This window comes from Mycobacterium sp. NGS62, assembly GCF_059812285.1.
In genome coordinates this window covers 981,575-1,000,641 of record NZ_JCALCK010000001.1, presented here as the reverse complement: position 1 = coordinate 1,000,641, position 19,067 = coordinate 981,575, and the positions used below count along the sequence as shown (strand labels likewise).

Genomic DNA, 19,067 nt, shown 5'->3' with positions numbered 1-19,067 from the left:
TGAACGCGGCGGTAGTCCGGCGGACGAAGACCCCCGCCCGGGTGGCGACGAGCGGCCTGATCGGACGCAGCCGCCACTAGCTCGTTGCAGCGCAACAAAACTAGGTGACTCCGCGCCTTGCCCGACACGACGATTGACGATGAGCAGAGGGCACGTTAGGGTCTGAACAAATTTTAGGTCGCACAGCAAGCGGGTGGTGAGGTGTGCCATCTCCGATCTCCTCGCCCGTTTCGGAGAGGAATAACCGATGACCGTAGAAAAAACGACGCCGACCACGGGAACGCCGCCCCCCGCACAGCGAAAAGGATCGCCGTGGATCTGGGCATGGGTAGCCGCCGCGGTCGGCGTGCTCGTCTTCTTCCTCGCCAATGCCCGTACCGGCCTGACGTCCGACCGGGTCCGCAACCCCGAGGTCACCGCGTCGCCGCCGCCGCGGCCGGTGCCGGTCTTGTTCGGGTTCGAGCATTGGCTCGGCGTCCTGGAAGCCTTCACGATCGTCGTGATGGTCCTCATCACGGTCACCTATGTGGTCATGTGGCGCCGGCACCCGTATCACCCGGTGCTGTTGATGGGAATCGTCACGACGTTGATCGTCTGGCAGGACCCGATCATGAACTGGGCGCCGTTCGCGGTCTACAACCCGGAGCTACATCACCTGCCCGAAGACTGGCCCCTGGTATCGCTCTCGCCAACCGTCGAGCCGTTCGTGGTCCTGGGCTACATCATGTTCTACCTGGCTCCCTATTTCCCGGGCATCTGGTTGCTGCGCCGGATCCAGGCGCGTCGGCCTGCCGACTCCTTCGTGTGGCGCCACCCGCTGATCAGCCTGTCGATCTGCATCCTCCCGTTCGGCATGCTCTTGGACGCGGCGCTGGAGATCACGCTGGTTCAAACCGGGATGTACATCTATTCCCAAGTCCCGTTCGGGTCGATCTTCGTCGGTCAGACGCACCAGTTCCCGTTCCTCTTCGAGATATTGGCGGTCAACTTCGTGATGGTGCCGGCCGGGGTGCTGCTGTACCGCGACGACACCGGCCGCACGGTGGCCGAGAAGTTGGCGCAGCGGGCGAAAATCTTCGCCAGCCGTCCTACCCTCGGCATGTTCGTGGTGATGCTGGTTCTGATCAACCTCGGCTACTTCTGCTACGGCGGCACGTTTGCCCTGGTCAAAATGACTCACCTGTCGCGAACGGTCGCCTGTGCGTGGCCGTACCCGGAAGCCAAAATCTATGATCCCCAAGGCTTTTACGAAAAGGAGGGCCAGCCTGGCCCGTATTCGGTGGGCATCTGGTCGACCTGGTTGAGCGGTCAGCCGAACGGGCGGCCGGAGGTCCAACCGCCGGCCGACGAGGGACGGTGCGGGCCGGGCAATGGGTGAGCCGCGCAGCGTCGTCATCACCGGTGCGTCACGCGGACTCGGGTTTGCCTCGGCGGTCCATCTCTATCGGCGGGGATGGCGCGTCGTGGCCGCAATGCGTTCGCCGGAGCCGGGGTTGTCGCGGCTGCGCGAAGCCACCGGTGCGCACGGCGACGACTCGCGGTTGATCGGGATCCCACTGGACCTGACCGACTCCGCATCGGTGGCCGCCGCCGCCAAGATGATCGAAGAAGTCGTCGGTGCGCCCTACGGGGTGGTGCACAATGCCGGGATCTCTGCCGCCGGGATGGCTGAGGAAACGCCGAGCGCCCTGTGGGAGCGGATGTTTCACACCACCATCTTTGGGCCGGTGGCTTTGACGAATGCGCTGCTTCCGGCAATGCGTGCCGCCGGCCGAGGGCGAATCGTCATGGTTTCCAGCCAGGGCGGGGTGCGCGGCATGCCGTCGACGGCCGCCTATTCCGCAGCCAAGGGGGCCTTGGAGCGGTGGGGCGAATCGCTGTCCGGTGAGATCGCGCCATTCGGCCTGGGTGTGACAATCCTGGTCACCGGGACCTACGACACTGAGATCATCACCGACGCAGGCACGACGGATTGCCGCGATCTCGAAGGGCCCTATGCGCGTCAACACGCCACCATCGACCGGCGGGGCCGACTGGCGATGAAGCTCGCCGCGCGGCCGCCGGAGCGCTTCGCGGCAGGCCTGGCCAAGGCTCTCGAAGCGCGCGCGCCGTTCGTCCGGCGCTCGGTGGGGCCCGATGCACGGATGCTGTTGCTCGCCAACCGGCTACTACCTGCCGCTGGACTTCATCACATGACTCGTTTGATGATGGGACAACCGCGGTTCGGCGCCCTCACAACCCAGGAGACGGAGAAAAATGGCTGACACCTCCACGATTCGTTTCGAATCGAAGATGATGATTGACGGCAAGCTGGTCGAGGGTAGCGCGGGCACGTTCGCCAATATCAACCCCGCGACCGAAGAGGTCATCGGCGAGGTTGCCGACGCGTCGAAAGAAGATATGCACCTGGCCATCGACGCCGCCCGGCGGGCGTTCGACGAAACCGATTGGTCCACCGACCACAAGTTGCGCCAGCGTTGCCTGTTGCAGCTGCACGACGCGATCGACGCCGAGCGGGAAGAGTTGCGCGAGGAGCTCATCCTCGAGGTCGGTTCGCCGCGGGCAATAACCTTCGGTCCGCAGCTGGACGCCCCGCTGGAAGACGGGCTGCGCTATCCCGCGAAGTTGATCGACGAATACCCATGGGAAACCGATCTCGGCGACAAGACGATCAGCCTCACCGGCACACTGACGTCGCGCAAAGTATGGCGGGAGCCAGTAGGTGTGGTCGGCGCAATTGTGCCGTGGAACTTCCCCTTTGAGGTCACGATCAACAAGCTCGGTCAGGCGCTGGCTACCGGCAACACCGTGGTGCTCAAGCCGGCGCCGAACACGCCGTTCAACGCGACCCGGTTGGGTCGGCTGATCGCCGAAAAGACCGATATCCCCGCCGGTGTAGTCAACGTCGTCACCGCGTCGGATCACTTTGTGGGCGAGGAGCTCACGCTGTCGCCCAAGGTCGACCTGATCTCATTCACGGGCTCGACGGTGGTCGGCAAGCGGATCATGGAGAAGGGTGCCGCCACGATGAAGCGGCTGTTCCTCGAGCTCGGCGGCAAGTCGGCCACCATCGTCTTGGAGGACGCCGACTTCGGAATGGCATGCGCGATCGGCATCGCGCCGTGTATGCACGCCGGGCAAGGCTGCGCCAACCCGACCCGGATGCTGCTGCCGCGCTCTCGCTACGACGAGGGGGTGGCGATCCTGAAGGGCATCTACGAGAACGTCACGTGCGGTGACCCGCAGGATCCCGGGACCCTGTGCGGTCCGGTGATCTCGGAGGTGCAGCGCGACCGCGTGATGGGCTACATCAAGAAGGGCGTCGAAGAGGGCGCCACCGCACTGGTCGGCGGACCAGATGCGCCCACCGGATTCGACAAAGGATTCTTCGTTCGGCCAACCCTTTTCACTGACGTGGACAACTCGATGACCATCGCGCAAGAGGAGATTTTCGGCCCGGTGCTGGCCGTCATCCCGTTCGACGACGAAGAGGACGCGATCCGCATCGCCAACGACAGTGCGTACGGACTTGCGGGCAATGTGATGTCGGGCTCGCTGGAGCATTCGCTGGCGGTGGCGCGGCGGATCCGGGCCGGCTTCATGGGCGTCAACGGTGGCGCGCCCTACGGGGCTGATACCCCGTTCGGGGGATACAAGTACAGCGGGGTGGGCCGCCAGAACGGGGTGGCCGGATTCGACCAGTACACCGAAGTCAAGTCGGTGGGGTATCCCGCGGGCTGAAGGAGGGCATCAGTGCAGCGGTTTGACGATCTCGATGACGTCGATGCCCTCGGCGATGTGCTGACGGAGTTGCGCTTTGACGACCGCGTGGTTGTCGTGACCGGAGCCGGCCGCGGGATAGGGCGAAGCCACGCGTTACTGCTGGCCGCGAAGGGCGCTCGTGTCGTGGTCGCCGATTACGGCGTCGGGATTGGCGGCGGCGGGGCGTCGCCGGCACCGGCTGAGGACGTCGTTGGCGAGATCAACGACCACGGTGGACGGGCGGTAGCATGCCATGCCTCGGTGGCCGAGGAGCGCGGCGCACAACGCATCGTCGATACCGCGATCGACGCATTTGGACGCCTCGATGCGGTCATCAACAATGCGGGCATCCACGACCCCGGCGCCTTCGACGCACTCTCCATCGAGCAACACCGCGCCATGCTCGACGCGCACTATTTCGGCACACTGTTCGTGAGCCGAGCCGCGTGGCCGCACTTCGTCCGCACTGGATACGGCCGCATCGTCAACACCGTCTCCGAGGCCATGCTGGGCGGTATTCCGGAGCTGACCAGTTATGGCGCGGCCAAGGGAGCGGTGTTCGGCCTCACCCGGAATCTGGCCACCGAGGGCCTCGCCCATGGAATCCGAGTCAATGCTGTTGCGCCGCGGGCCTATACCCGGATGTCGGCCTCACACTCCGAGCGGTTGTCGGCCGTTCTGGACATGCCGAAAGAGGTCATGGAAGAGATCAACGCCAGCATGCCTCCGGAAATGTGCGCCCCGGCGGCCGCCTTCTTGGCGCACGAATCGTGCCCCCTCAACGGCGAGATTCTGCAGGCGGGCATGGGCTCGGTCGCTCGCATCGCCATCGTCCACACGCAGGGGCTGACCAAATCGCCGCTGACGGCTGAGGATATCGCGCACAACCTGGACACCATCATGGATCTCACCGCCGCGCGGGCAGCTGAAACCACGACGGTGGTGCAGTAGCGAGCCGACAGACGCACTGCGAGCACGACTTGACCTAATATTTGTTCCAACATAGAGTCCGACTGTGGGGTCACCGCATGTGCGGTGTCATACGAGTTGGTAGGAGGCCACCGTGCGCGACTTCGAAACAGTCGATTACTTCTCCGACGCGTCGTTGATCCCGGACCCCTATCCATATTTCGACTTTCTTCGCGCGCAGTGCCCGGTGCGGCGGGATTCACAGCACGACGTGGTGGCCGTGACCGGACATGCCGATGCCCTCTCGGTGTACAGGGACCCGGCGTTCTCGGCGTGCGTGTCGGTCGCCGGGCCGTTTTCCGGCCTGCCCTTCGAGCCAGAGGGCGACGACATCAGTGCGCTCATCGAGCAACACCGTTCGCAGATCCCGATGAGCGAACACATCGTCACCCAAGACCCACCGCATCACACGCGGACCCGCGGACTGCTCAGCCGTCTGTTAACTCCTAAGCGGCTCAAGGAAAACGAAGACTTCATGTGGCGGCTCGCCGATCAGCAGCTCGACGAATTCGTGTTCCGCGGCAAATGCGAGTTCCTCGATGACTACGCCAGGCCGTTCTCGGGGCTGGTCATTGCCGATCTACTCGGCGTCCCGGCAGAAGACCACGAAGAATTCCGTGCCGTGTTTTCCGGCCAGTTTTCCGGCGGGATCGAGGACGATTCGGTGACACGTGCCCACAATCCGTTGGAGTGGCTCGACGACAAGTTCTCTGCCCACATCACCGAACGTCGGCGAGAGCCACGTGAGGACGTGTTGACGCAGCTGGCTCTGGCGAAATATCCGGACGGGTCAACTCCCGATATCATCGACGTGGTTCGGCTCGCCACGTTCCTGTTTGCGGCCGGACAGGAAACAACGACGAAATTGCTCAGCTTCGGGCTGAGGACGATCGCCGAACATCCTGACCTCCAAACGCAGCTGCGTGCCGAACGTGACCGCATTCCAGCCTTCATCGAGGAGACACTGCGAATGGAAAGTCCGGTCAAGTCCCACTTCCGCATGGCACGCACCTCGACGACGATCGGTGATGTTCCGATTCCGGCTGGCTGCACCGTGATGTTGCTGCCTGGGGCCAGTAACCGCGATGCGCGAAAGTTCGAGGAACCCGACCGTTTCCGCCTCGACCGCCCCAACGTGCGCGAGCACGTGGCCTTCGGGCGCGGCAACCACTCTTGTCCCGGCGCACCGCTGGCCCGCGCCGAGGGACAGATTTCGCTCAACCGCATCCTTGACCGAATGTCCGACATCACCATTTGCGAGGCGGTACACGGCCCGCCGGACGCTCGTCGCTACAGCTATGAGCCGACCTGGCAAATGCGGGGACTGACCGAACTGCACCTCGAATTCAATCCGACCCGGTAGAGGCGCGGCATCGTATGAGGACTTCACGTCCGCTCATGCCGTATGCCTTACAGTTGTCGTGTCAGTCGGGCGGGATCGTCCGAGCACTGGTGACACCCGGAGGCATATCTCGGCGATGGGTACTGAACACACAAACGGGCCGATGCCGCGATACCCGGCCGACGTCACCCGCGAATGGTTGTCGGAAGTGCTCAGCGATCGCGGCTCGGCAATCGCGGTGTCCACGGTCGACGTCACGGCGATCGGCACCGGGCAAACCGGGGCGACGTATCGGGTGACGGCCAGCTACACGGCCAATCCGGACGGTTTGCCGGCCACCTTTGTGATCAAACTGCCCGCGCAAGACGACACCGTGCGCGACCGGGTGACGATCGGTTACCGCAGCGAATGCGCGTTCTACGCCGGAGTGGCTGACCGGGTCGAGGTACCGGTACCGCAGTGCTTCTACTGCGCGATCACCGAGAACGCGATGGAGTACGCGCTGCTGCTCGCCGACCAGGCGCCAGCGGTACAGGGTGACCAAATCGCCGGATGCGGGGAGCAGGAAGCACGGCTCGCCGTCACAGCGTTGGCCGGCTTGCACGGACCCAGCTGGTGCGATCCGATCTGGCTGGATTTCCCCGGCATTGCCTTCGCCCGGCCCGATGAAGCGTTGGCCAACGGCCTGGGCGAGGTCGCGCAGATGAGCGCTGACATCACGCTGGACAAGCTCGGCGACCGGATGAGCATGGTCGACCGGGAAACCTTCATAACCACCATGGGTTTGGTGACGCCCTGGCTGCTCGCCGAACAAAACCGCTTCTCCCTGCTGCACGGCGACTACCGACTCGACAACATGCTGTTCAACTACGACACCAAAAACATCACGGTGGTCGACTGGCAGACGCTGGGCGTTGGCCTCCCTGCGCGCGATCTCGCCTACTTCACCGCCACCAGCCTCAAGCCCGAACTACGCTCTGCGATCGAAGCAGACCTTGTCGAGGAATATCATCGAAGGCTCATCGGCCACGGCGTCACCGGTTATGACCGTGAAACATGCTGGCGCGACTACCGACTCGGTATGCCGCAAGCCCTGCTGATCTCCGCGCTAGGCTTCGCGTTCGCCACGGCCACCGACCGCGGCGACGAGATGGTGCTGACCATGCTGAGCCGCGGCTGCCAGGCGATCCGCGATCTCGGCACGCTGGACCTGATCGGCGGCTGAATTCCTTCGGCGCGAGCGTGCGCAAACCCGGTAATTAGACCGGCGTGTCGGCCGGGGACACGCACGCTCGCGCGGATGAGCGTCGGCCCATCAGTACTGCGTAGAGCCTTGGTCGACCGCGATCTGGGCTGCCGTGACGTTGCGTGATTCATCGCTGGCCAGCCAGCACACCGCGTCGGCAATGTCTTCCGGCTCGGCCACCCAACTCGGCAGAAACGGGGTCAACATATTGGTCAGCTGTGGATTGGTTTCGGCGGTGCTGGTGATCGCGGCGACCATGTCGCCGCTGCCCATCGGGGTATTCACCGGTCCCGGATGTACGCTGTTGACCCGGATCGAATGCTTGCCCAGCTCGGCGGCGAACGCGCGGGCCATCCCGGTCACGGCGTGCTTGCTGGCCGTGTAGTGCACCATGAACGGCTGTATCTTCATCCCGGCCGCGGAGCTGATCAAGATGATCGACCCACCGCGGCCACCGTCAATAATCGATTGCGCGCCCGCCATCACGGTGTTCCAGGTGCCGGTGACGTTGACGTCCATGACATCCCGAAACGATTCGGGGGTGATGTCGTTCCAGGCCTGCGGTGCCGAGATACCGGCGTTGGCGACGATGATATCCAGTCGTCCCAACGTCGTCACGCCGTCGCGGACTGCCTCGCGCAGTCCGTCAAAGTCTCGAATGTCGATGCTGGAGGCAAAGATTCGACGGTCAATGGCTTCCACCAGGCGCACCGTTTCGGCGAGATCCTCCGGGGTGGCCGAATCGTAGGGCACACAGGACGGCAGCTTGCCCGCGACATCGACGGCGATGATGTCGGCGCCCTCGCGGGCCATCCGGACGGCGTGCGCGCGACCTTGGCCCCGCGCCGCTCCGGTAATGAAGGCCACCTTGCCCGTCAGCCGACCGCTCATGCACGCTGTCCTTTCGACGCCGCCCTGACCAGATTCGATCCGACGATCAGGCGTTGAATCTCGCTGGTCCCCTCATAGAGTCGCAGCAGCCGAACGTCGCGGTAGATCCGTTCCACCGGAACTTCGCGCATGTAGCCACTGCCGCCGTGAACTTGCACCGCTAAATCTGCGACCTTGCCGGCCATTTCGGTGCAGAACAGCTTTGCTGCCGACGGTGCGATCCGGCGGTCCTGGTCGGTGATCCACAGCCGGGCAGCCTCACGGACCATCGCGCGCCCGGCCATCACCCCGGTCTGCTGGTCGGCCAGCATGGCTTGCACCAGTTGAAAATTGCCGATCGGGGAGCCGCCCTGGGTGGCGGTGGCCGCATAGGTCACCGATTCATCCAGTGCCCGCTGCGCGGCTCCCACCGCCAGCGCGGCGATGTGGATCCGGCCGCGGGCCAAGGAGGTCATGGCCGCCCGATAGCCGACATCCTCACTACCGCCGACCAGCGCGTCGCCGGGTGCCCGGACGTCGGTGAAGCGGACGTCGGACGTCCACGCCCCTTCCTGGCCCATCTTCGCGTCCTTGGCGCCGACCTCGACGCCCGCGGCATCCGCGGGAACCAAGAACACTGCGATGCCCGGACCCGCGTCGTCCGCGGCCCGGGTGCGGGCGAACACCACGAACAGGTCGGCCGCTGGTGCATTGGTGATGAAGCGTTTCTCGCCGGAGATCACCCAATCATCGTCCTCGCGAACGGCTTTGGTGCGCAGTCCAGCCGGATTCGACCCGGCGCCGGCCTCGGTCAGCGCGAACGAGGCGACGACGTCGCCGGAGGCCATCGCCGCCAGCCAGCGCGACTTCTGCTCGTCGGTGCCAAAGCCGACCAAGACCTGGCCGGCGATGCCGTTGTTGGTGCCGAACATCGAGCGCAGCGCCAGCGAGGTATAGCCCAACTCCATCGCGAGTTCGACGTCTTGGGCGAGGTCCAAACCGAGTCCACCCCACTCCTGCGGGAGGGCATATCCGAACAGCCCCATCTTCTTGGCCTGCTCGCGAAGGTCGTCGGGCACCCGGTCGCTAGCCAGGATCTCCTGCTCGCGCGGGATGACGGCGGTGCGGACGAATTGGCGAGTCTGCGCAAGGATCTGCTGAAAATCGTCGTCGTCGACGGCGGCAGCGGCCATGAAAGTCCGCACTCCCTTCCGGACGGCGGCAGCCGCCCAAACCCAGGGCGATCATATATGAAATATGATGTGCGAAGATGTCGGGGGTCCGAGCACGAAGAGGATGGTGATCAGGTGTCATTGCTGACCGGTCAAACCGCAGTCGTTACCGGTGGAGCCCAGGGATTGGGATTCGCGATCGCCGAGCGGTTCGTCGCCGAGGGTGCGCGCATCGTGCTTGGCGATGTGAATCTCGAGGCAACGCAGGCCGCGGCCACGCAACTCGGCGGCGATGATGTCGCGCTCGCGGTGCGCTGCGATGTCACGCTCGCAGCCGACGTCGACGCGTTGGTCGCCGCCGCCGTCGACCGGTTCGGCAGCTTGGACATCATGGTCAACAACGCCGGGATCACCCGCGATGCGACGATGCGCAAGATGACCGAGGAACAGTTCGACCAAGTCATCGCGGTGCATTTGAAGGGAACCTGGAATGGCCTCCGGAAGGCCGCCGGGATCATGCGGGAGAACAAGCGCGGCGCGATCGTCAATATGTCGTCGCTGTCGGGCAAGGTCGGGATGGTCGGGCAGACCAACTACTCGGCGGCCAAGGCCGGAATCGTGGGGATGACCAAGGCCGCCGCCAAGGAGCTCGCCCACCTCGGTGTACGGGTAAACGCAATCGCGCCCGGCTTGATCCGCTCGGCGATGACCGAAGCGATGCCGCAACGTATTTGGGACGACAAGGTATCTGAAGTCCCGATGGGCCGCGCCGGTGAGCCGGCCGAAGTCGCCAACGTCGCGCTGTTCTTGGCTTCCGACCTGTCGTCGTACATGACCGGCACGGTCCTGGACGTCACCGGCGGACGGTTCATGTGACCGGGCCGAGAGAAGCCGTCGTCTGTGAACCCGTGCGCACACCGATCGGTCGCTACGGCGGAATGTTCAAGTCGCTGACCGCCGTCGACCTCGGTGTCGCCGCGCTGACCGGGCTGCTGAAGCGAACCGGTATCCCAGTGGAAGCCGTCAACGACGTCATCCTCGGCCACTGCTATCCCAGCAGCGAGGCACCGGCGATCGGACGGGTGGTAGCACTCGACGCGGGACTGCCGGTGACGGTGCCGGGCATGCAAGTCGACCGCCGCTGCGGCTCAGGGCTGCAAGCGGTCATCCAGGCGTGCCTGCAAGTCGCCAGCGGCGACAACGACCTCGTCGTCGCCGGTGGCGCGGAGAGCATGAGCAACGTGGCGTTCTACTCGACCGACATGCGTTGGGGCGGTGCCCGCGGCGGTGTGCGGGTGCACGACGGGCTCGCTCGCGGGCGGACGACCGCCGGCGGTCGCCACTACCCGGTGCCCGGCGGCATGTTGGAGACCGCCGAGAACTTGCGCCGGCAATACGAGATCTCGCGCCAGGAGCAGGACGAACTCGCGGTGACTTCACACCGGCGGGCGGTGGCCGCGCAGAAGGACGGCATCCTGGCCGAAGAGATCATCCCCGTCGCGGTGCGCACGCGCCAGGGTGAAGAACTGACCGATACCGACGAACATCCGCGTGCCGACACGTCGGTCGAGTCGCTGAGCAAGCTCAAACCGGTTCTGCTGGCTGATGACCCGGAGGCGACGGTGACGGCCGGGAACTCCAGCGGACAAAATGATGCAGCGTCGATGTGCGTGGTGACCACGCCACAGAAGGCCGACGAACTGGGCCTCACGCCGCTGGTCCGGCTGGTGTCGTGGGGGGCTGCGGCAGTGGCGCCCAACGTCATGGGTATCGGTCCGGTGCCCGCCACCGAGGTCGCACTGGCCAAAGCAGGGCTGCAATTGAGCGACATTGAGCTCATCGAGCTCAACGAGGCGTTCGCGGCCCAAGCGCTCGCGGTGATGCGGGAGTGGGGGTTCACCGCATCGGATCGGGAGCGCACCAACGTGCACGGATCCGGAATCTCGCTGGGCCATCCGGTCGGCGCGACCGGCGGTAGGATGCTGGCCACGCTGGCGCGCGAACTGCAACGACGCCAAGCCCGCTACGGCCTGGAAACCATGTGCATCGGTGGCGGCCAGGGACTGGCCGCGGTGTTTGAACGGGTTGCGTCGTGAATATGCCATTAGACGATGTCATAGTCGTCGAGGTGTCGAGCTTCGTCGCCGCACCGTTGTGCGGTATGACGCTGAATCAATTGGGCGCGCAAGTGATTCGAGTCGACCCGATTGGCGGCGCATCCGACGTCAACCGCTGGCCGTTGGCAGCCAGTGGCACCTCGATCTACTGGACCGGACTGAACAGAGGCAAGCGGTCGGTCACTATCGATTTACGCTCACCCGACGGCCAGGAGTTGGTCCAGCGGCTAATCGTCGAAGGGGACGGCGTCGTGGTGACCAACGCCGCGGGGCTGTCGTGGCTGTCCTACGAGCGGTTAGTCGCGCTGCGCTCCGACATCATCCACGTCCAGTTACTCGGCCGTGGCGACGGTTCCACTGCCGTGGATTACACGGTCAACGCGGCGACCGGCTACCCGCTTGTCACCGGCCCGGCTGAGCACGGCGGTCCGATCAACCATGTGCTGCCGGCCTGGGATGTGTGCTGCGGGTTGTACGCCGCACTGGCGGTGACCGCCGCGCTGCGCCGTCGCGACCATTCCGGTGAGGGCGCCAAAGTCACTCTCGCACTGGAAGATGTCGCACTTGCCACCGCCGGCAACCTGGGCCTGTTGACCGAGCCGCAAGTCAACGGCACCCAACGCCCACGAGTGGGCAATGCCATCTACGGTCAGTACGGTCAGGACTTCACCAGCCGCGACGGCGCCGCATTCATGGTTGTCACGTTGACCAAGCGGCACTTCCGCGACCTGGTCGAGGTCACGGGCACCGGCGCCGCGATGTCCGCGCTTGGCGAAGCCCTCGGTGCCGACTTCAGCACCGAAGGCGACCGCTACCGCTACCGAGACGTGCTGAGCGGCCTGTTCGCAACCTGGTTCAGCGAGCACTCCGCCGCCGAGATCACCGCAGCATTGTCGGCCACCACAGTCTTGTTCGAGCGCTACCGGAGCTTCGCACAGGTTGCCGAAGACCAACGGGTGACGGACAATCCGCTGTTTTCCCGGCTACACCAAGACGGACTGGGTGACTATCTCGCACCGGGCATGCCGATGGCCGTCGACGGCACCCACCCGGGGAGTGGGCCGGCCCCCGCACTCGGCATCGACACGGTCGACGTTCTCACCGGTCGATTGGGGTTGAGCACCGCTGATATCGAGCGGCTGGCCACCGCGAAAACCATTGCCTGCTAATCAGAGGAGAGTTGCATGACCAGACTTGCCCAGACGGTTGGCCTTACCGACTTTCAGACCGAGATCATCGCCACTGTCCGGCAGTTCGTCGAGAAGGAAGTCATTCCCAACGCACCCGAGCTCGAACGAACCGACACTTACCCGCAGGCCATCGTCGACCAGATGCGTGACATGGGCTTGTTCGGGATGATGATCCCCACCGAGTATGGCGGACTGGGGGAGTCACTGCTGACTTACGCGCTGTGCGTGGAGGAGTTGGCGCGCGGTTGGATGAGCATCTCCGGTGTGCTCAACACCCACTTCATCGTCGCCTACATGGTGCGCCAACACGGCACCGAAGCCCAGAAGCAACGACTGCTGCCGAGAATGTCAACGGGCGAAGTCCGTGGCGCGTTCTCAATGTCCGAGCCGGAGTTGGGCTCCGACGTCGCAGCGATCCGCACCCGCGCGGCACGCAATCCCGACGGCACCACCTACACCATCGACGGCCAGAAGATGTGGCTCACCAACGGCGGCAGCTCCACGTTGGTGGCGGCGTTGGTGCGCACCGATGAGGGAGCAGAGTCGCCGCACCGCAACCTGACGGCCTTCCTCATCGAGAAGCCGGTCGGGTTCGGCGAGGTCGCACCGGGGCTGGTGATCCCGGGCAAGATCGACAAGTTGGGCTATAAGGGCATTGATACCACCGAATTCATCTTCGACGGGTACGTGGCCAGCGCCGACGACGTGTTGGGCGGTGTACCGGGCCAGGGCTTCTACCAGATGATGGACGGTATCGAGGTCGGTCGTGTCAATGTCTCGGCGCGGGCCTGCGGGGTCGCTGTGCGGGCCTTCGAACTCGCAGTCCGATACGCCCAGCAGCGACACACATTCGGCAAGCCGATCGCCGAGCACCAGGCCATTGCATTCCAACTCGCCGAAATGGCAACCAAGGTCGAGGCCGCACATCTGATGATGGTCAACGCCGCGCGGCTCAAAGACTCCGGGGAACGTAACGATGTCGCCGCCGGCATGGCGAAATACCTTGCCAGCGAATACTGCTCGGAGGTCACCCAGCAAAGCTTCCGCATCCACGGTGGTTACGGCTACTCCAAAGAATACGAGATCGAGCGACTGATGCGCGACGCACCGTTCTTACTCATCGGCGAGGGAACCAGCGAGATTCAGAAGCAGATCATCAGCAGGCGGCTGCTGGCCGACTACCGGATTTGACTGTGAACGCCCCCGATTTCGCCGTACGGCCGCAACTATCGGAAGACGTTGCGCGCTACGTGCGTAGGCGAATCTTCGACGGCACCTACTCGGCGGGAGAGTACGTGCGGCTGGATCAGCTGGCCGCGGAATTGGGCATCAGCGTGACACCTGTGCGTGAGGCCTTGTTCGAGCTGCGCGCCGAAGGATTGTTGGCCCAGCAGCCGCGCCGCGGCTTCGTGGTCTTGCCGGTGACGGGACGAGATCTCGCTGACGTCGCCAATGTTCAGGCACACGTCGGCGGCGAGCTCGCGGCACGGGCCGCGCTCAACATCGACGACGACCAACTGCGCGAGCTCAAAGAAATCCAGGCCCGGCTGGAAGACGCCTATGCCGGTGCGGATGACGAGCTGACCGTGCGGCTCAACCACGACTTTCACCGGGCGATCAACGTTGCCGCCGACTCGCCAAAACTTGCTCAATTGATGTCGCAAATCACCCGCTACGCACCGGAATCGGTGTTCCCTGCCATCGCCGGCTGGCCCGATCAGTCGATCAAAGACCATCGCCGGGTGTTGGCCGCACTCGAAACACACGACGATGGCGCTGCCCGGAAAGCCATGTCGGAGCACCTGGCCGCCGGCGCGGCTCCGTTGATCGACCATCTCATCGAGCACGGTGTCGTCGAGGACGCGAGCGACGCGAACTCCGGTGCTCGCTGATCCGGTCGTCAGAGCATCAATGCCGCGGGTTACACTCCTCGTGATGCAATACCAAATCTTTGTGCCGCACACTCTTGCCTTAACCGGATCCATCTCGTAGGTTCGGTCATCATTCGAGCGTGGGACCGCCTACGCGCCGACGATCAGCGGAGGACGAATGCCCGGAAAGTTAGCAGGCAAGGTCGCTTTCATTACCGGCGCGGCGCGCGGTCAGGGACGTGCCCACGCCCTCGCCATGGCCAAAGAGGGCGCTGACATCATCGCCGTCGACATCTGTCGCCAGATCGAGTCGAACCCGTATCCGCTGGCGACGCCCGACGACCTCGCTGAAACGGAGCGGTCGGTCAAGGAACTCGGACGCCGGGTCATTGCAAGGATCGCGGACGTGCGGGAGCGCCATGAGTTGCGCGACGCGGTTGAGGCTGGGCTTGCCGACCTGGGCAGGATCGACATCGTCGTCGCCAACGCCGGCATTCTTCCGATGGCGATGGGCAAGCCCGATCCGATGCAGTTTGTCGACGCATCCGACGTCGACCTACTCGGCGTGATGAACACCGTCGCCGTCACTATTCCGCACCTGGCCGATGGCTCGTCGATCATCGTCACGGGTTCGACCGCAGGCATGATCCGCGGCACCACGGACAACCCGAACATGGGCCCCGGGGGTGCCGGATACGGGTGGAGTAAGCGCATCGTGATGGAATACGTCGAGGAGATGAGTCTGCATCTGGCCCCCCGGATGATCCGGGTTAATGCGATCCACCCGACTAACTGCAACACGCACCTATTGCAGAACGACGGCATGTACAGCATGTTCCGGCCCGACCTCACCGCCGAGGGCAAGCAGGCCACCCGTGAGGACGCCGAACCACTGTTCACTATCTTCCAGGCCATGCCCATTCCGTACGTCGAACCAGAGGACATGGCCAATCTGGGAGTCTTCCTCGCCAGCAACGAAAGTCGCTACATCACCGGGCAACAGATCCGCGTTGATGCCGGCTCGTTGCTGAAGTGGCCTAACGGACCTGGGGGATAAGTCCATCCCACCCATCGATGGCGACGACCTCGGCAAGTGGTCGCCTTGGAGCCGGCCTCACGTTGTGGCCTGTCCGCAGCCGAGCGACGGGTAGCAAGCATCCCTGCACGTAGGACTCGGGAACACCCAACAGGCCGCGTACCGCTTCCTTGCGGTGCAGATGCAACGTGGTGATGCAGGTGCCGTAGCCGTAAGTGTGCAATGCAAGCTGAAAGTTCCACACTGCCGGAAAGATGGATCCGTAAAGTGTTGCCTGGTAGAACGATTCATCGCCGGGGGCCCGCGGCATGGTGGGCTCGTAGCACGGAATGACCAACGCGGGAACGTTCGCCAGGTGTTCGACCAGCCACTCAGTGGAGGTCATCAGTCGGCCTTCCGGGCTGTCCTGCGGCATGAAGGCGGCGATGAGCTGCCCACCCACCTTGCTCAAATACGCCTCCCGATACAGGGCGGCAATCTTGTGCCGCAGCGCCGGCTCGGTGATGATCAGCCACCGCCACGACTGCTGGTTGGAGCCGTTGGGCGCCTGCAAGCCGATGCGCAGGCACTCGCGGATTTCGTCGATGTCGACGGTTGCGTCCAGATCGAGTGACCGACGGGCGGACCTGGTGCAGGTGAGCAGCTCGTTGATGTTCATGAGCGCCGCCCTGGTTCAGGAAAGGCGATGTCCGCGTTATCGGGCATGGCGCTGATGCCCCGTCTGTCGCACACGTCGAGCACCTCGTCGACGATCGAGGCGGGCACGATGAACGTCTCGGTCGACGACATCTGCTCGAGGTGCGCCTCGATATCCTCCGCAGTCGGTGCGCTCTCGGCGTCGGCCAACCACCCGTCGCTAAGCCCGACGAACACGCGCGCGTAGCGTCCGGCGCAGGCGGAGTAGTTGCGGTGGGTGAACGTGCAGGCCGTGCTGGCCAGGAAGGTTACCAGCGGCACCACGAGCTCGGGACGAATCGCGCGCATGAAGCCGGACTCGGTGAGGAACTTTTCGTCGCCGACTGTCTCGGTGACCATGCGCGAGAAACCGGTCGGCATAACGGAATTAGCAAGGACGCCATGGGCCTCGCCTTCGATCGCGATCACATTCGTCAAGCCGACCAGCCCGGCCTTGGCCGCGGCATAGTGGGCTTCCATGGGCTGGCCGAAGATGCCCGCCGATGAGGAGATGAACACGAATCTGCCGCCACCTTTGGCTTTCATCACGCGATAGGCGGGTTGCGAAAGGTAGAAGCCGCCATCGAGGTGCACGCGCCGCATTCGGTTCCAGTCGTCGAGTGAGAGATCTTCGAATGGCACGCTGCCGAAGATCCCTGCGTTGCTCACCACGGCGTCGAGTCTTCCGAACGTTTCGACGGCAGTATCGACGATCGCCTTAGCACCCTCGGCCGTATCGACCGAATCGTAGGAGGCAACCGCGTTTCCGCCGGCCCGCGTGATTTCGCGGACCACCGCATCGGCCACGCCGGCGTCGGCGCCGTCGCCGCGCATGCTTCCGCCGAGGTCGTTGACCACCACCGCCGCACCGCGACGCGCCAAATCGAGTGCGTACAACCGTCCGAGGCCACGGCCGGCGCCGGTGACCACCGCCACTTGCTCGGTGAAATCAATCATTGTGCGATTTCTTCTGTTTCGTTGGTTCGTCGGGCGCGTGCGTCCAGAAACGCGGTGATCGACTCGAGGTAGACATCGAGACGTCCAATTGACTCCAGTCCGGTGCGACTCTACGGTGGAACAGATATTTGGTCAACTCGACCGGAGAGTGGAGGCGGCTGCGTGGGCGACGACGCTGACAGCGACCGTCTGCAGGTACTGGGCATGCTGGGCTCGGCGCTTGCGGGCCGGCCCGTCGCGGTGGCGCCGCTCAATTCAGGTGAGCCCGCGTGGACCGACGGCCAAACCATTTTCATCGACCCCACGGCCACCGTCCGCACGAAGGTGGAGTCGGTGGCCGTACACGCATCATTGATCGCAGCCGGCAGTCTCGACCCCGAGATCGTGCGCGCACTGTCGCGGCCGCGCTTGGCGTTGCGCTACCTGGCCGTCGAGGGGCATCGCGCCCTGGCGGCCAACGCCGATCTGCTGCCGAGTCCGTTGACCGCGCTGGTCAACCCTGACCTCGCATGCCACAGTGATTCGGCAACGACGTCATTGGCCATTGCATCGGGGCGGACCGCACTCGATGAGTCGCCGGCAAGCTTCGGCGTCATCCGGCCCAAGAAGGTGTTGTCCGCGGTCAAACTGGCCGGCAAGCAGGTCGACCACGACAGCCCGGGACACGTACCTCGACGCGGCACCACCGCACAGGAACTCGAAGAGCTCGACGACGGCGAGGTAATGAACAGCGGCGAGCCTGAATTTTTCACCAGTCCCGTCGGCGGAGGCGGCTTCATCGGCAAGTGGTTGAAGAAGCTGCTGTCCTCGGCGCGTCGTTCTGGCGGCAGTGGTGGCGGGCCGCCCGGCGCCGATACCCCAACCCACCGCACCAACTCGGCCAACCGCGGCGCCTACGCCGTATCGTCAACCGCGTCCGCGCCTGCCGAGGACGTCGCCGATGTGGCGTCCGACGGCGTGAAATACCCGGAATGGGACGTCAATCGCAAGAGTTATCGACCCGACTGGTGCACGGTGCGCGAGATCCCGCCGCGCGTGAAGGCATCTGCTGCTGCGGCCGTCGAGGAGACGATCGCGCTGCGACGGCCCCTCGCGCGCCTGGGGATGGGCCTTCATCGCCGCCACCGTCAATCACAGGGCGACGACATCGACATCGACGCCGCCGTGGAGGCCCGGGTGGAGATCCTGGCCGGTTCGGTGGCCGATGAGGCGGTCTACCTGGATAGCCTGCGTCGACGGCGTGACCTGTCGGTCCTGCTCCTGCTCGACGTGTCGGGCTCGACAGCCGAACCCGGCACTATCGGCCGAACCGTGCATCAGCAGCAGCGCACCGCGGCTGCCAATCTCACTGTCGCACTGCATGATCTAGGCGACCGGGTGTCACTGTATGCGTACTATTCGCAGGGCCGTGGCGCTGTGCACATGGTTCCGTTGAAGCGATTCAACGATCATCTCGACACCCGGATTTTCCGGAGGTTGAACAGCCTGGAGCCTGGCGCCTACTCGCGCCTGGGCGCCGCGATCCGACACGGGTCGGCAGTGCTGGAGGCCCGCGGCGGAACCTCTCGACGGTTGTTGGTGGTGCTCTCCGACGGACTGGCCTACGACCACGGCTACGAGCGGGCCTACGGCGCCGCCGATGCCCGCCGCGCGTTGACAGAGGCCCGCCGCCGTGGGACCGGGTGTGTGTGCCTGACCGTCGGGGCAAGCACGGACGTGGCGTCGCTGCGCACCGTCTTCGGCAGCGCTGCCCACGCCAGCATCGGCCGGCCTGACCAGCTCACCGCCGTGATCGGGCCGCTGTTCCGCTCGGCGTTGCACTCCGCGGAGGTTCGTCGACGTGTGTCATGACTCGTCCCG

17 protein-coding genes are annotated in these 19,067 nt (G+C 64.6%); 13 read left to right on the top strand and 4 right to left on the bottom strand.

From position 1 onward, the window contains the following. The first annotated feature begins 247 nt into the window (after positions 1-247). The 6 genes from AC5Y49_RS04430 to AC5Y49_RS04405 all read left to right on the top strand — a co-directional run bounded on the left by AC5Y49_RS04430 (position 248) and on the right by AC5Y49_RS04405 (position 7,298). The gene (locus AC5Y49_RS04430) at positions 248-1,378 is read left to right on the top strand and encodes a spirocyclase AveC family protein (RefSeq protein ID WP_499884536.1); all 1,131 of its coding nucleotides are present in this window, start codon (positions 248-250) and stop codon (positions 1,376-1,378) included. Further along, the gene (locus tag AC5Y49_RS04425; RefSeq protein WP_499884535.1) at positions 1,371-2,264 is read left to right on the top strand and encodes an SDR family oxidoreductase; all 894 of its coding nucleotides are present in this window, start codon (positions 1,371-1,373) and stop codon (positions 2,262-2,264) included. Before AC5Y49_RS04430 ends, AC5Y49_RS04425 begins: the two co-directional genes overlap by 8 nt. 28 nt (positions 2,265-2,292) lie before the next feature. After that, complete coding sequence (locus AC5Y49_RS04420) at positions 2,293-3,741, top strand: aldehyde dehydrogenase family protein (protein ID WP_499884658.1); 1,449 nt, start codon at positions 2,293-2,295, stop codon at positions 3,739-3,741. A 12-nt stretch (positions 3,742-3,753) separates the two neighbouring features. Next, on the top strand, positions 3,754-4,713 hold the full coding sequence (locus tag AC5Y49_RS04415; protein ID WP_499884534.1) for an SDR family NAD(P)-dependent oxidoreductase: 960 nt from the start codon (positions 3,754-3,756) through the stop codon (positions 4,711-4,713). A gap of 112 nt (positions 4,714-4,825) precedes the next feature. After that, positions 4,826-6,094, top strand: a complete 1,269-nt coding sequence (locus AC5Y49_RS04410; RefSeq protein ID WP_499884533.1) for a cytochrome P450 — start codon at positions 4,826-4,828, stop codon at positions 6,092-6,094. A gap of 142 nt (positions 6,095-6,236) precedes the next feature. Continuing rightward, positions 6,237-7,298 carry a phosphotransferase family protein gene (locus tag AC5Y49_RS04405; protein WP_499884532.1) on the top strand — a complete coding sequence of 354 codons (1,062 nt, stop codon included), beginning with the start codon at positions 6,237-6,239 and terminating at the stop codon, positions 7,296-7,298. A 90-nt stretch (positions 7,299-7,388) separates the two neighbouring features. On the opposite strand, the gene AC5Y49_RS04400 is transcribed toward AC5Y49_RS04405, so the two are convergent. Continuing rightward, the gene (locus AC5Y49_RS04400) at positions 7,389-8,210 is read right to left on the bottom strand and encodes a mycofactocin-coupled SDR family oxidoreductase (protein ID WP_499884531.1); all 822 of its coding nucleotides are present in this window, start codon (positions 8,208-8,210) and stop codon (positions 7,389-7,391) included. Beyond that, the gene (locus AC5Y49_RS04395) at positions 8,207-9,382 is read right to left on the bottom strand and encodes an acyl-CoA dehydrogenase family protein (protein ID WP_499884530.1); all 1,176 of its coding nucleotides are present in this window, start codon (positions 9,380-9,382) and stop codon (positions 8,207-8,209) included. Before AC5Y49_RS04395 ends, AC5Y49_RS04400 begins: the two co-directional genes overlap by 4 nt. A gap of 57 nt (positions 9,383-9,439) precedes the next feature. On the opposite strand from AC5Y49_RS04395, the gene fabG reads away from it, so the two are divergent. From fabG to AC5Y49_RS04365, 6 genes are all read left to right on the top strand, one after another. After that, positions 9,440-10,237: a 3-oxoacyl-ACP reductase FabG gene (fabG, locus tag AC5Y49_RS04390; protein ID WP_499884529.1), complete on the top strand. Its 798-nt coding sequence runs from the start codon at positions 9,440-9,442 to the stop codon at positions 10,235-10,237. Further along, complete coding sequence (locus tag AC5Y49_RS04385; RefSeq protein WP_499884528.1) at positions 10,234-11,457, top strand: acetyl-CoA C-acetyltransferase; 1,224 nt, start codon at positions 10,234-10,236, stop codon at positions 11,455-11,457. Before fabG ends, AC5Y49_RS04385 begins: the two co-directional genes overlap by 4 nt. 2 nt (positions 11,458-11,459) lie before the next feature. Beyond that, positions 11,460-12,647, top strand: a complete 1,188-nt coding sequence (locus AC5Y49_RS04380) for a CoA transferase (protein WP_499884527.1) — start codon at positions 11,460-11,462, stop codon at positions 12,645-12,647. Positions 12,648-12,662: 15 nt separating this feature from the next. Then, the gene (locus AC5Y49_RS04375) at positions 12,663-13,859 is read left to right on the top strand and encodes an acyl-CoA dehydrogenase family protein (protein WP_499884526.1); all 1,197 of its coding nucleotides are present in this window, start codon (positions 12,663-12,665) and stop codon (positions 13,857-13,859) included. Positions 13,860-13,861: 2 nt separating this feature from the next. Beyond that, on the top strand, positions 13,862-14,560 hold the full coding sequence (locus AC5Y49_RS04370; RefSeq protein WP_499884525.1) for a GntR family transcriptional regulator: 699 nt from the start codon (positions 13,862-13,864) through the stop codon (positions 14,558-14,560). Positions 14,561-14,717: 157 nt separating this feature from the next. Beyond that, positions 14,718-15,596, top strand: coding sequence for a mycofactocin-coupled SDR family oxidoreductase (locus AC5Y49_RS04365; RefSeq protein WP_499884524.1), 879 nt, complete (start codon positions 14,718-14,720; stop codon positions 15,594-15,596). Here the strand turns inward: AC5Y49_RS04365 and AC5Y49_RS04360 are convergent. After that, entirely contained in the window at positions 15,577-16,233 is a 657-nt protein-coding gene (locus AC5Y49_RS04360; RefSeq protein ID WP_499884523.1) for a nitroreductase family protein, read from the bottom strand. The two genes, AC5Y49_RS04365 and AC5Y49_RS04360, sit on opposite strands and share 20 nt — an antisense overlap. Beyond that, complete coding sequence (locus AC5Y49_RS04355) at positions 16,230-17,207, bottom strand: SDR family NAD(P)-dependent oxidoreductase (protein ID WP_499884522.1); 978 nt, start codon at positions 17,205-17,207, stop codon at positions 16,230-16,232. Before AC5Y49_RS04355 ends, AC5Y49_RS04360 begins: the two co-directional genes overlap by 4 nt. A 162-nt stretch (positions 17,208-17,369) precedes the next feature. Between AC5Y49_RS04355 and AC5Y49_RS04350 the strand changes: the two genes are divergently transcribed. Further along, positions 17,370-19,058 carry a nitric oxide reductase activation protein NorD gene (locus AC5Y49_RS04350; RefSeq protein ID WP_499884521.1) on the top strand — a complete coding sequence of 563 codons (1,689 nt, stop codon included), beginning with the start codon at positions 17,370-17,372 and terminating at the stop codon, positions 19,056-19,058. Positions 19,059-19,067 lie beyond the last annotated feature (9 nt).